Below are 12,534 nucleotides of genomic sequence, written 5' to 3'. Positions count from 1 at the left end.
CTAGATGCGCACCACATCGACACTGTGCCCGGCCAGATACCAGCCGCAGCCCGACGCGGCAGCGCCGAGCACGGTCATGAGCATCCAGATGGCGAGCGGCAAACCGCAGAAGAGGCAGACCAGGGCGGCCACGAGCAACGTCCCGCCGAGGACCTTCAGTGCCCGGCCTGCCCGCTCCCGCACGGGCCTGCCGACCACCATTTCGACCGGGTAGCGCGCGGGCGGTTCGGAGACGCGGGGCGCCGGGATGTCCACCGCGGAGTCGTGGAGCGGCCCGGCCTTGCCCGGTGCCAGTTCGAGCACTTCCCGCGCGACCCGTGCCGGCAGCACCACCGCGCCGAGTTCGCGCGCAAGCCGCACGCCGGGCTCGTCAGCGGCCGCGTCGTCGACCACCAGGTGCGTGATCCCCGGCCCGAACTCTCCGGCCAGCCGCAACCCCGAGCCGAGCACCGCGGCGCGAAGTTCATCCACCTCCGCCGTGTCCCCCAGCACAAACACCGGCGGTGGGCTCGCTCGCTGCCGCGGCACTCCAGGTGCAAGGTCGCGGACCGCCTCCGGCACACCGAGGGCCTCGGCGACGTTGCGCAGGTCCTGTTGCTCCTCGGGCGCGATACCTCCTTCACCACTGGCGACCACGTGAATCGCGGTCATGAAACCGCGGTGCACGCGCAGGACCTCCGCACCGGGTATCCCGGCCCGCACGGCCATCGTGGCCAGCGCCCGGACCTCGTTCCGCGAGACGGTGTGGTCGGCGACCACTCCCGCCAGCAGGTCGAGGTAGGCGTCCTCGAGCGGCCGGTCACCCTCGGCCAGCAGGCCCGCCGAGGCGCGGTCAACCAGCCGCGCCATCCAGTAGTACGGCTGCCCGGTGCGGCCGTCACCGGGCCGGGGCGCAAGCCTGCCCGCGCGCAGCCGTGGCGCGTCGGTGAACCGGGGCTTCCGGATGAAACGCAGCCGGTGCGTGGTCACCAGCGAGCACACCACCCGCGCACTGCTCCGCGCGTTGGCCAGCGCGCCGCGCCCACCGGCGTCGGGCGCCCCGATGGCCTCGGCGACCGTGGCCAGCCGGTAGTTCGGCAGCCGGAGCGCCCGTTTCGCCGCCGTGGCCGTGCACACCCCGGGCGCTGGCGGCAGCCGCACGCCGCTTCGGTCGAGTTCCCGGACGAGAAACCGCTCGACGAACGCCAGGTTGTGCGCCACCAGCACGCTGCCCGCCCATAGCTCGACGAACCGCCCGAGCACCTCGGGAAACGCCGGCGCGGTGTCGAGTTGCCCGCGACGGATGCCGTGTACCCGGCCCGGATCGGGGTCGACGTCCCGGCCAGGGTCGATCAACGTGGACGCCTCGCCGTGCACGGTTCCGTCCGTGCTCACGCGCACCGCGGCCAGTTCGACGAGATGCCCGGGACGCAGGCCGGTGGTCGTGGCACCGATCGCCGTGAACTGCAGACCATCGCCCTGGTACCGGCCCTGCCGGGACAACCGCAGCACATCGACGAACTCGGACATGGCGCGGTGGTCCTTCCGATCGGCGTCGACGACGCGGCAGAGGCGTGGCGCCTCCCAGCATCAACAGTCAAATCGAAAGTCACGTTGCAGAGTGCAAAATCACCCGTTTGTTGCACCGCGGCTGGCCGCAACGCGAACGCCGCTGCGCATCGGGCGAACCGAGCCCGCCGGATCAGCCGGCGACCACGCTCGCCGTCGCGAACGTGTCGGCGGGCATCGGCCGGCGCAGTCGCCAGGTGATGGCGATCGGTCGTTCCCCACGATGATCGACGTATGAGGCCGCGCCGAGGCAACGAAACGGCGCGGCACCGAGGTCGTCGGTGCGGGTCTCGCGCACGAACAGCACCACATGACTACCCCGCTCCCGGTGCCGGAGATATCTCTGACCGGTGGGTGAATCGGTCGATGTGGCGTTCTGCGATTCCCAGTGGAAAAGTTCGGGACTGATCGCGTAGTCGCGGTACATCGTCGTCGGCGAGAACTCCCGCTTCGTCTTCCGCAAATTGATCAGCAAAGCATCGGTGCTTGTGTCCTCGGCCCACGCGACGCCGGACACGTGATTGGCGACGAACCTGGTCAGCGACGCATAACCGAGGGCGGCGAGGATTTCCTCCCGCCGGTAGCTGGCATGGGTTGCGAGCGGAACATGCTGGAGCCCTTCGCCGAGTGGCCCGGGCAGGTGCCGGGCTCGATCGAGCCCGAGTGCGATCAGCTCACAGATCTCGGCGCATACCGCGGGGTGGCGGCGCAGGCGCGCCAGCCCGTCGGTGAAGGACGACAGCGCGCCCCGCTGTGGCCACAGGGTGAACAGCAGCATTCTGGCCAGCCGCTGCTCCCGCCGGTCCAGGTCGGCGTAGCCCGGCCCGTCCGGGTTCGCCAGCAATGCATAGCCTCGCGCCCGCTCGGCATCGTCGACGTGCGCGAACGCCGAAACACGCCGCAGCAATGCGTCCTCATCGGGCCCGGCCACCGGCGTCGGCAGTCCGGCGGCTCGCCGCAGCGCGGTCCACGAGCCGTTGCTCTTGTAGACATCGACGAGATCGCGGCGGGCGGCGTCGAGGTACGCCGCGAGCGGCAGGTCACCGTGCGACCGGAGGTCAGCGGCGAGCGCCCGGCGGGTCATCCGCAGTTGCGTGCGCACGTTTTCGAGCACCAGCCGCTGCGCGACCCGATCCAGTACCACCTGCGAACCGGACGGCAGGAAGGGGAAGCCCTGTTCGATCTGCCGCTCGAGCCCGCCGCGGCTCGTACCGGTCAGCGCCCGATATCGCGTGTCGAAACGGAACTCCCGGTGTTGCTGGCCGATGAAGTCCAACACGGTGAGCACGGCTTTGCCCGGCGCCCGGCGCAGACCGCGCCCAAGCTGCTGCAGGAAGACGTTCGCACTCTGGGTCGGACGCAACAGCAGGATGGTGTCGACCTCGGGGATGTCGAGTCCCTCGTTGAACAGGTCCGCCGCGAACAGGACGTTGACGCCGCCCCGCAGCAGCGAGTCCACCGCCTCGGCACGTTCGCCCGGCGACGTGGAACCGGACACGGCGAGCGCGGGGACGCCAGCATCACGGAACACCCTCGCCATGTACCGGGCGTGCGACACCGAGACGCAGAAACCAAGCGCGCGCATACGGCCGACGTCGGTCACCTTGTCCCGCAGCTCGGCCAGCACCTTGGCGGCACGCGCGTCGTTGCCGGTGTAGACCCGGTCCAGCCCGGCGACATCGTAGGCACCACGCTTCCATTCGATTCCGGAGAGGTCGACGTCGTCGGCCGCACCGAAATAGTGGAATGGCACCAGCAGGTCGGCCGACAACGCTTCCCACAACGGCAGTTCGTAGGCCGCACGATCATCGAAGAAGTGGCGTACGTCCACACCGTCGGACCGTTCCGGAGTCGCGGTGAGACCGAGCAACTCCTTCGGCCGCACGTGATCCAGCAACCGGCGGTAGCTGGCCGCCTCAGCGTGGTGGAACTCGTCGACGACCACCACGTCGAAATGATCCGCCGGCAGGTTTCGCACGTCGTAGGAGGACAGCGACTGGATCCCGGCGAAGACGTGCCGCCAGCGCCGCGGTCGAGATCCCGCCACGTAGATCTCGCCGAACGCCCCGTCGGCCATCGTCTCCCGATAGGTCCGTAGCGACTGCTGCAGGATCTCCTTGCGGTGCGCGACGAACAACAGGCTGAGGTCGCGCTCGTACACCTCCCGGACGAGCCTGCGGTAGTCCAGCGCGGCCACCACGGTCTTGCCGGTGCCCGTCGCGGCGACCACGAGGTTGCGGTGCCGGTCGTGCAGCTCCCGCTCCGTGTCCAGGGCTTCGAGAACCTCCTGCTGGTGCGGCAGCGGATGCACTTCCAGCCCGGCCAGGCTGATCCGCGCGGACGTGCCCGTCCGCTGCCCCGCCCGCGCCAGCGCCTTGCCGAGGCGCTCGCCGTCCGCTTCCGGATCGTAGGTGGCGAACGCGCTGGACTCCCAGTAGGTGTCGAAGGTGGCGGAGAACTTTCGGAGGAGTTCGGGAGTCGCGACGCCGGACAGTCGCACGTTCCACTCCAGCCCGTCGACGAGCGCGGAACGTGACAGGTTGGAGCTGCCGACGAAGGCGGTGTCGAAGCCGGAATCCCGGCGGAACAGCCAGGCTTTGGCGTGCAGCCTGGTCGACTGATCCTCGTAGCTGATCCGGACGTCGGCGCCGAAACGCTGCACCAGCTCGTCGATCGCGCGCCGTTCGGTGGCGCCCACATAGGTGGTCGTCAGTACCCGGAACGGGACCTCGCGCTCCCGCAGCTCGTGCAGGGCCTCTTCGAGCACCCGCAGTCCGTGCCAGCGGATGAACGCACACAGCAGGTCGACACGATCGGCGCTCGCCAGTTCCGCACGCAGCTCCGCGGACAGGGACGGCTCCTCCTTGGCATTGGTCAGCAACGCGGCTTGTGACAGCGGCGTTACCGGACGCACGGGCGGAGCCGTGCCCGGGCGCCCGGCATCGGTCAGCGCCATCAGCTGTTCGAGCACGCCGGGCAGCTTGTCCTCCGGTGCGTCGAGCAGCGCGAGAAGCTCGTTGGACAGCGCGAACCGGCGGCCGGTGTCGGTCTGCGCGGCCAGCGTGCGGCGCACCACCTCCGCCACGTGCCGGGCGAGTACCTCGGGCGCCTCCGCGGCTTCCACATCGGCGAACCGTGCGCTCGACCGATGCCGGAGTCCGGCCACGGCACGATCGACGCCCACCGTGCGGACGGTCTCGTACACGCCGTCGGCCAAGGACTCCATGGCCGCTCACCCTGCCAGACGGTGCCGCAATCCCCGGTCATTCGCGGCCGGGACAGTCACCGCTCTAACCGTTCACGCCGGTCATCGTCGCGAAGGCGATGACGTTGTCGAGGTAGTTTCCCGACGAGCTGTCGAACGCGCCGCCACAGGTGATCAGCCGCAGTTCGGGCTCGGTCGTGTTGCCGTAGACCCGTTCGGTCGGGAACTCGGCTTTCGGATACCGCTCGACCTCGTCGACGGTGAACACGACACTCGTTCCGTCGGCACGGTGCACCGTGACGTCCGCGCCGACGGGCAGTTCGTGCAGCCGGTGGAACACACCGGGCACGTTGTCGTAGTCGACGTGCCCCGCGATGATCGACGGACCGGTCTCACCCGGTGTCGGGCTCTGCTCGAACCAGCCCGTGGTCACCGCGTCCTCCGGGACCTCGAGTGCGCCGTCCGGCTCCAGCCCGAGCTCGATGATCTCGTCGGTGCGCACGCCGATCGCCGGGATCTCCAGCCACGCCGGCTCCGACCTGGCAAGCGGTTCGGTGCCCGCCTGCCGGGTGGCCGATGGTGCGGAGGTCGAAGGCTCCTGCGCGGCGGCCGTGACCGGTGGCGGCGGCGCGGGCTCCCCGGCGCAGCCACCCAGCACGAGGGCGAGGACCGCTACGGCGGCCCCGGCCGCGGCGCGAGGCCGCCACCGGAGCCACCGTCGAGGCACTCGGGTCACGCGCGGCCGCCGGCGCTGTAGCCGCCGGTCGCCACGCCACCGGTCGGGTAGACCGCGACCTGCTGGTCGTCGTCCCCGTCCGAGGCGCCGAAGCGATCCTCGCAGGCGATGCCGTCGTTGTCACCGTCGAGCCGGTGCGGGTCGCTGGGGTCGGCGTCGTAGGTCGCCTGCGCCTCGGCGTGGCTCGCGAAGTCCTTGCAGTCCTTGTCGGTGTCGGTCACCGCGGGCTTCGGCGCCTCCGGAGCGGACGTTTCCGGCTCCGGCGCGACAACGGGCCGGTTCGGCAGGCTCTCGCAGGCGACACCGTCTTCGGGATGACCATCGAGGTTATGCGGATCGGTGGGGTCCGCGTCGTAGACCGCCTGCGCTTCTTCCTGATACGTAAAGTCCTCCAGGCAGTTCAGGTCTCCTTCAGCACCGGCGGTCCCCACATAAGTGAATCCGGCTATGGCGAACGCGGCAACGACCACGAGCGTACGACGCAGTAACGACACGATAGACCTTTCCCAAGGCAGGCGGAATTGGCATATGTCCCGCGCTATTCAGCGCGCATATGTCTCCTCATATCGATATACACCCGGGCGCGCGTTACGAGAAAAACGAATTTGATCACCGGAAATGTTCAACGAAAAGAGAGCCGGGTGAGTTGGTGCCCGCCCGCGGCCACGTAACCTGGAGATATGGCCATCGAGGTGCTGCTCGTCGACGATCACGAGGTGGTGCGCAGGGGGCTGCGTGAAGTGCTCGGCGACGAGCCCGACATCGAGGTGGTCGCGGAGGCGAGCTGCGCCGACGAGGCCCTCGCCGTGGCCCTGCACCTCGAACCCGACGTGGCCGTGGTCGATGTCCGGCTCGGCGAGAGCGAGACCGACGGCGTGGCGCTGTGCCGGGAGCTGCGGTCGCGGCGCAACCCACCCCGCTGCCTCGTCCTCACCGCGTTCGACGACGAGGAGGCCATGATCGGCGCGATCATGGCGGGCGCGTCCGGCTATCTGCTGAAGCAGGTTCGTGGCCAGGACGTCGTCAACGCGGTGCGCGAGGTCGCCGCGGGCCGCTCGCTGCTCGACCCGGTGACGACCGCGCGCCTGCTGGACAAGATGCGCCACCCCGCTGAGCCCGACCTGCTGGCCGGGCTCAGCGAGCGGGAGCGCGACGTGCTCGACCTCATCGGGCAGGGAATGTCCAATCGCGAGATCGCCGAACGCCTCTTCCTCGCCGAGAAGACCGTGAAGAACCACGTCACGTCGCTGCTCGGCAAGCTCGGCATGCAGCGCCGTACGCAAGCCGCCGCCTGGGTCGCTCGCCGTGGCGGGGACGTCAGCCGAGGATGACCGAACGGTAGTCCGGCGCCTTCTTGATCAGCCCACTCTCGAGATTGAACCGGGTTGCCGTCTCGTAGGCGTCCCGGGCGACGGCCGGTGTGGGCGGAACCTCCGCGCGCAGGATCGGCAGCAACGCGTCGAGCGCGGCGGGATCGGACTTGCTCAGGTACTTCCCGAGCAGCCGCCGCGCCTCTCCCTCGTCGCCGTGGACGACTTCCAGCGCCCTCCCCATCGCCCGCTGGAAGCCCGCCACCTCCTCCTTCTTCCGTTCCAGCAGCTTCGTCGTGCTGATCACCACGCCGTGCAGCGCGCCCCGCATGCTCGGCACGTCGCCCCGCGCGGGAGAGATGAAGATCCGCCCGGTGCCGGACGCCTCGGCCTGCTGCCCGATGGGCTGGAAGAAGGCCAGCGCGTCCACCCGGTCGGACTTCAGGGCGCCGATGGCGGAGGTCGCGGCGCTGCCGAGGTTGACCAGTGTGGAGTCCACGGCCGCGTTGTGACCGATCTGCGAGAACAGGTAGTTCACCAGCGCCTCGGTGCCACTGCCTGGACCGGTGATGCCGATGCGCCTGCCGACGAGCGCCGCGGTCCTGTCCTCGGTGCTGGCATCCGGACCGGGTACGTCGAGCGAAGGGGACACGATGATGTCCACGTAGTACTCGGTGACGAGGCTGGACACCAGCCGGGTGCCGTCGTCGATCTTGGCGAGGTTGAACGCGTCCGTGAGCACACCCGCACCGAGATCCACGCTTCCCGACTTCAGCGCGGCGGCGACCTTCGCGCCGGTGCCGAGCCGGGGCCGGTCGCCGATCGTGATCCCCTCATCGGTGAAGAAGCCCTGCTCCTCGGCGATGAACAGCGGGAAGAACGCCACGGAGTTGCTGATCTGGCCGATGTTGAGCACCCCGGCCGGGGTCGTGGAGTACCGGGTGGCGCAGCCGGCGAGCAGCAGCGGTGCCGCCGCGAAGGTCTTCAGCAACGTCCGGCGTCCGAAATGGGCACGGTGAGCACTGTGGTCAGTCATCGATCGGCTTCCATCGGTTGACTCGCTTGTCGATCAGGCCGACGACAAGGTTGAGTGCGGCGGCGATGATGCTGAGCACCACCAGGGTCGCGAAGACGCCTGCCGTGTCGAACTGCGCGGCGGCGTCGTTGATGAGGTACCCGAGGCCCCGGTTGGACGCGACCAGCTCACCGATCACGGCGCCGATCAGCGCGTAGGGGATCGCGACCTTGAGCCCGGTGAGTACGCCGGTCATCGACGCGGGAACCACAACCTTGCGGGCGACGTGCCAGCGGTTGCCGCCCATCAGCCGGACCGCGTCGACGAGCCCTCGGTCGACGTCACGCACACCGGCCGCCGTGTTGAGGAAGACCAGGAAGAACACGGTCGCCGCCGCCAGCAGCACCTTCATGTGCATGCCGATGCCGAACCACACGATGAACAGCGGCGCGAGCGCCACCTTCGGTATCGAGTACAGCGCCATCACGAACGGATCGAGCACCCGGTACACCAGCGACAGCGAGGCGAGTACGAACCCGGCCAGCGCACCGGCGGCGGCACCGAGCAGGAAGCCGTAGACGATCTCCTGGACGGTGATCCAGCTGTGCAGCCAGAGCGTGCCGTCACCGGCCCATTCGGCCAGCCGTTCGACGATGTCGCTCGGTTTGCTGATGAAAGTGATGTCGACCCAGCGGTCGGCGGCGACCTCCCAGAGCGCCAGCACGGCGACGACCAGGGTGAGCCGCAGCGACCACACGGTCGCCGTGGTCCCGTGCCGCTGCCACCACGTGCGGGGCACGGCGACCCGCACGGGACCGGATTCCGTTCCGGCCGGGGCGACGACTCCTTCGGCGGTATTCATCGCGCTGCCTCCTTCAGTGTCCGGGCCAACTCGGTGTGCAGTGCGACGAACACCGGGTCGACGCGCAGCTCATCGGCCGAGCGCGGCCTGGGCAGCTCGATCGGGTGGTCCAGCAGGATGCGGCCAAGCCCGCCGAGCACGACGACGCGGTCACCGAGCAGGATCGCCTCCTCGATGTCGTGCGTGACGAAGACGACGGTCTGCCCGCCGTCCTGGACGAGAGCGAGCAACTCCTCCTGCAGCTCCCTGCGCAGCTGCGCGTCCAGCGCGCCGAAAGGCTCGTCCATGAGTAGCGTCGACGGGTTCCCGGCGAGTGTCCGGGCAAGGCTGGCCCGGCGCCGCATGCCGCCGGAAAGCTCGCGCGGGTAGTGGTCGCCGAACCCGCCGAGCCCGACGCGCTCCACCAGCGCGGCCGCGACCTCGCGCCGTTCGGCCGCCGGAACCCCGCGGATCTCCAGTGGCATCTCGACGTTGCGCAGCACGCCACGCCACGGCATCAGCGTGTCGGACTGGGTGAGGTAGCCGATCTCGGTGTCCGGGCCGGTGAGTCGCCGGTCGCGGTAGCGCACCTCGCCCGCGCTCGGTTCGGTCAGCCCGGCGAGCAGGTTGAGCATCGTCGACTTGCCGCAACCGCTGCGGCCGAGCACGGTGACGAAGCTGCCCTCCTCGATGCTCAGTGTGAAATCCCGCAGGGCCACGGTCGCCACGTCGTCCTTGGCGAACTGCTTGGTCAGTTCCTTGGTCTGCAACAGTGCGGTCATCGCGGCACCTTCTCGTCCTCGGCACGCATTCCGTAGGCGTCGTAGCTGAGCTCGCCCGCCTCCCACCTGGCCCGCAGGCCCTCCTCCTTGGTCAGTCGTTGCCGTACCGCCTCGACCGTCCGGTCCACATCGGACCGTCCGACCGCGGTGGCTCCGTCGTCGTCGAGCACGAGCACGTCGCCGGGCGCGACGGTGGTGCCGCCGATCTCCACCGGGACGTCCAGCTCGCCGCGGACGTTCTTGGTCGCCCCGCGCACACGGCGCCAGCGGGTCCACACGGCGAGGCCCATCGCGGCCAGTTCGGCGCTGTCGCGCACGGAGGCGTTGACCAGGACACCGGCCGCGCCCCGGACCAGCGCCTGCGTGGCGAGCAGGTCGCCGAGGAGGGCGACCGGCTCCGGCTCGGGCATCGTGAGCACCAGCACCTCACCCGGCCGCAACCGGGTCATCGCCTCGTGCACCGCCCGGTTGTCACCCTGACCGCACAGTGCGATCCGGGCGGGTCCGGCCGCCCTGCGCCCGGGGACGAGGGGCTGCCACTCGACGTCGAGCAGTCCACGGCGGCCGCTCGCCTCGTACACCGTCGCGACACCGGCCGCGGCGAGCTCCTCGTACGCGGCGTTCACAATGCACCGACCACGTGCGGGAGCAGCCGCTGGAACGCCTCGGCCTGCCGGATGCCGGAGTCGCCGGTGACCTTGCGGGCGTGATTGCCGCGCTGGTCCGCCCGCTGCGTGTAGTACTCCCGCAGGTACTGTTGAGCCGCCATCTTGTTCATGGCCTCGACCTTCCGTTCGAACACCGCCGTGATGTCGACGTAGACGGTGGGGACGAACCCGCACAGTTCCGGCTGGTGCGGCTCGAACACGAGGAGCTCCGAGGGCGGCGCGGTGCGGAAACCGCTGGCCACGCCCGCCCCGGAGGCGAGCAGCCGCGCACTGGCGACCGCCTCGTGCGCCACCGGATGATCCGGGTTGAACGGGTCCCTGTCCGGGTGGGTGAGCACCACGTGCGGCGCGAAGTCCCGCATCAGCTCGGCGAGCCGGTCGACGGGCCCTTGGCCGATCCGGAGTGGATAGTCGCCGAGGTCGAACGCCTCGAAGCCCGCACCGACCGCCGCGGCGGCCTTCGTGGCCTCCTCGTGCCGGATGCGCTTGACGTTGTCCTCGGTCTGCCCCTCCTGTTTCCACAGCTCGCCGGACTCGCCGCGCTCGCCGTAGGACAGCGCGACGACCAGCCCCTCGCCGCCTGCCGCCGTATGCGCGGCAAGGGCACCGGCGGCCCGCCAGACGAAGTCGGCGCTGTGCGCGCCGACCACCAGCAACCTCCGCCTGCTCATGCCACTCCCCTCGCGGGCGCGCCTGCCAGCGGCTCGGCGCCGACGAGCCACCTGCTGTTGTGCACCGTCATCAGGCGCACCTCGTCGTCGGTGAAGCCGCCGGCCAGCAGCCGGTCGGCGGCGATGGCGAGGCCGTCCTCGACGGGCGGGTTGAACGGCTGGCCGAGATCGCTGGAGATCACGGAATGCTCGGGACCGACCTCCCGGATGTTGCCGAGCCAGACGTCCCAGGAGACCTTGCCGGTGTAGGGGGTGGTGAGGCAGCGCTCCAGCAGGGCGCCCCTCGCCGCGAGCCGCCGCTGCCGCTCGGCTTCGACCCGCTGGGAGGTGAACTCCGGATGGGTCACCACCACCCGCTCGACGCCCTCCTCGGCGGCCGCGTCCACGACCCGCGCGATCTCGTCGGAGTGCAGGTGACCGGTGGCCAGCACCATGCCGTGCTTGGCGACCAGCCGGAGCACCTGCCTGGTGACCTCACGCACCTCGCCGTCGGCGTCGAGCACGTCGACCGGATCGGCCGCCATGCCCTCGGCACGCAGTTCCGCCTGCAGCTTGGCCCACATCGGCGGGGTCGCGCCCTCGGGCTCGGCGGCCTGGCACTGCCGCTGGTTGGCACTGTCCACGGTGGGCAGCCAGACGAACCTGGCGCCGCCACGGCCCGCGATCTCGACGGCGATCGGGTTCATCCCGCCGACGGCGGCGTTGAGGGTGATCGCACCGAGGGCGGTGGCGCCGGTGCGGGCACGCCGGACCACCTCCGCCCGCTCGGCCGTCGGGACGTAGTGCGACTTGAGAACGAATCCCGCCATCCCCACGTCGGCGAAGCGTTCGGCCAGTGTCACGTCGTCGATCCGGCGGCGCATCACGTCCGGCGCGACGTGGATGTGCACGTCGTAGGCGCCGCGGACGAGCTCCCGGGCGTGGGCCGACGGCTGCGGATGCTCAGTCAATGTCGCTCCTTTGCGGCCATAATCTTGACCGAGATTGTTAACAATCTGGTAGCCACACGTCAAGACAGGAGCGTCGAGCCAGGGAAACTAGAGGCCGCGCACCGGCGGTCCGGCCTCGTGGACCTCGCGCAGAGCATCGATCACGCTGCGCAGATGCGCGCGCGCCGCGCGCTCGGCGGCGTCCGGATCGTGCGCGCAGACGGCGTCGATGATCGCCAGGTGTTCGGGCAGGGACACCGACGGACGGCCGGGATGCATGGCGAGCTTGAACTGGTGGCGCACGTTCTGCGCACGCAGCCGTTCGAGTACCCGCGACGCGGTGTGCTGGCCACTGATCTCGCGCAGCCTGCGGTGCAGGGTCTGGTTGAGCCGGGAGTAGCCGAGAAGATCCCCGCTCGCGACGGCCGCGCGCATGTCGGTACCGATCGTGGTGAACTCGCCGATCTCCTCGGCGGTGATCCGCTCTGCCGCCTTCGCGGCACAGAGACCCTCCAGCACCATCCGCACCTCGCTGATCTCCACCGCCTCGGCCAGGGAGACCGCCCGTACCCGCGCGCCCCGGTTCTGCACCCGCTCGACAAGGCCCTCGTTGGTGAGTTCGAGCAGCGCGGAACGCACGCTCGCCCGGCTCGCCGCGAACTGCGCCGACAGGTCCGCCTCGACCAGCCGCTGATTGGGCACGAACTCCCCGTGCACGATCGCGTCCCGGATGGCCTCCGCCACCGTCCGGCCCCCGGCCGGACGCGCCGCGTCGCCTTCAGTCACCGCCACACCCCTAGCCTGACACGAATATTGTCGCCAATTTTGT

At 70.0% G+C, this 12,534-nt stretch carries 12 protein-coding genes; 1 reads left to right on the top strand and 11 read right to left on the bottom strand.

Annotated elements, in window-relative coordinates; genetic code table 11:
* From JAP66_RS06935 to JAP66_RS32015, 4 genes are all read right to left on the bottom strand, one after another.
* Complete coding sequence (locus JAP66_RS06935; RefSeq protein WP_199430767.1) at positions 1-1,509, bottom strand: 3'-5' exonuclease; 1,509 nt, start codon at positions 1,507-1,509, stop codon at positions 1-3.
* Positions 1,510-1,681: 172 nt separating this feature from the next.
* A complete protein-coding gene (locus JAP66_RS06930; RefSeq protein WP_199430766.1) occupies positions 1,682-4,774 on the bottom strand; it encodes a DEAD/DEAH box helicase in 3,093 nt (1,030 codons plus the stop codon).
* Positions 4,775-4,838: 64 nt separating this feature from the next.
* Positions 4,839-5,480: a class F sortase gene (locus tag JAP66_RS06925; protein ID WP_199430765.1), complete on the bottom strand. Its 642-nt coding sequence runs from the start codon at positions 5,478-5,480 to the stop codon at positions 4,839-4,841.
* 5 nt (positions 5,481-5,485) lie between these two features.
* A complete protein-coding gene (locus JAP66_RS32015) occupies positions 5,486-5,983 on the bottom strand; it encodes an excalibur calcium-binding domain-containing protein (RefSeq protein WP_307849469.1) in 498 nt (165 codons plus the stop codon).
* Between the two features lie 186 nt (positions 5,984-6,169).
* Here JAP66_RS32015 and JAP66_RS06915 point away from each other — a divergent pair, with 186 nt between their 5' ends.
* Positions 6,170-6,820, top strand: a complete 651-nt coding sequence (locus JAP66_RS06915; protein WP_199430764.1) for a response regulator — start codon at positions 6,170-6,172, stop codon at positions 6,818-6,820.
* Here JAP66_RS06915 and JAP66_RS06910 read toward each other — a convergent pair.
* The 7 genes from JAP66_RS06910 to JAP66_RS06880 form a co-directional block, all read right to left on the bottom strand.
* Positions 6,807-7,835: an ABC transporter substrate-binding protein gene (locus JAP66_RS06910; protein WP_199430763.1), complete on the bottom strand. Its 1,029-nt coding sequence runs from the start codon at positions 7,833-7,835 to the stop codon at positions 6,807-6,809. The genes JAP66_RS06915 and JAP66_RS06910 overlap by 14 nt on opposite strands.
* The gene (locus JAP66_RS06905) at positions 7,828-8,676 is read right to left on the bottom strand and encodes an ABC transporter permease (protein ID WP_199430762.1); all 849 of its coding nucleotides are present in this window, start codon (positions 8,674-8,676) and stop codon (positions 7,828-7,830) included. The genes JAP66_RS06910 and JAP66_RS06905 overlap by 8 nt, the downstream gene beginning before the upstream one ends.
* Positions 8,673-9,437, bottom strand: a complete 765-nt coding sequence (locus tag JAP66_RS06900; protein WP_199430761.1) for an ABC transporter ATP-binding protein — start codon at positions 9,435-9,437, stop codon at positions 8,673-8,675. The genes JAP66_RS06905 and JAP66_RS06900 overlap by 4 nt, the downstream gene beginning before the upstream one ends.
* A complete protein-coding gene (locus JAP66_RS06895; RefSeq protein WP_199430760.1) occupies positions 9,434-10,063 on the bottom strand; it encodes an RraA family protein in 630 nt (209 codons plus the stop codon). Before JAP66_RS06895 ends, JAP66_RS06900 begins: the two co-directional genes overlap by 4 nt.
* The gene (locus JAP66_RS06890; protein WP_199430759.1) at positions 10,060-10,776 is read right to left on the bottom strand and encodes a PIG-L deacetylase family protein; all 717 of its coding nucleotides are present in this window, start codon (positions 10,774-10,776) and stop codon (positions 10,060-10,062) included. The genes JAP66_RS06895 and JAP66_RS06890 overlap by 4 nt, the downstream gene beginning before the upstream one ends.
* Positions 10,773-11,726 (bottom strand): DUF6282 family protein, encoded by a 954-nt coding sequence (locus tag JAP66_RS06885; RefSeq protein ID WP_199430758.1) that lies wholly within the window; start codon positions 11,724-11,726, stop codon positions 10,773-10,775. The genes JAP66_RS06890 and JAP66_RS06885 overlap by 4 nt, the downstream gene beginning before the upstream one ends.
* Before the next feature lie 87 nt (positions 11,727-11,813).
* Complete coding sequence (locus tag JAP66_RS06880; RefSeq protein WP_199430757.1) at positions 11,814-12,491, bottom strand: GntR family transcriptional regulator; 678 nt, start codon at positions 12,489-12,491, stop codon at positions 11,814-11,816.
* Positions 12,492-12,534 lie beyond the last annotated feature (43 nt).

This window comes from Qaidamihabitans albus, assembly GCF_016464705.1.
Taxonomy (GTDB): domain Bacteria; phylum Actinomycetota; class Actinomycetes; order Mycobacteriales; family Pseudonocardiaceae; genus Qaidamihabitans; species Qaidamihabitans albus.
The sequence above is the reverse complement of the archived record's forward strand: the minus strand, read 5'-3'. Positions and strand labels throughout refer to the sequence as shown.

Excerpts from the sequence above, each read along its gene's own strand:
- JAP66_RS06915 (WP_199430764.1), top strand. The coding sequence starts at position 6,170 with ATGGCCATCGAGGTGCTGCTCGTCGACGATCACGAGGTGGTGCGCAGG.
- JAP66_RS06890 (WP_199430759.1), bottom strand. The coding sequence starts at position 10,776 with ATGAGCAGGCGGAGGTTGCTGGTGGTCGGCGCGCACAGCGCCGACTTC.
- JAP66_RS06935 (WP_199430767.1), bottom strand. The coding sequence starts at position 1,509 with ATGTCCGAGTTCGTCGATGTGCTGCGGTTGTCCCGGCAGGGCCGGTAC.
- JAP66_RS06930 (WP_199430766.1), bottom strand. The coding sequence starts at position 4,774 with ATGGAGTCCTTGGCCGACGGCGTGTACGAGACCGTCCGCACGGTGGGC.
- JAP66_RS06900 (WP_199430761.1), bottom strand. The coding sequence starts at position 9,437 with ATGACCGCACTGTTGCAGACCAAGGAACTGACCAAGCAGTTCGCCAAG.
- JAP66_RS06910 (WP_199430763.1), bottom strand. The coding sequence starts at position 7,835 with ATGACTGACCACAGTGCTCACCGTGCCCATTTCGGACGCCGGACGTTG.
- JAP66_RS06905 (WP_199430762.1), bottom strand. The coding sequence starts at position 8,676 with ATGAATACCGCCGAAGGAGTCGTCGCCCCGGCCGGAACGGAATCCGGT.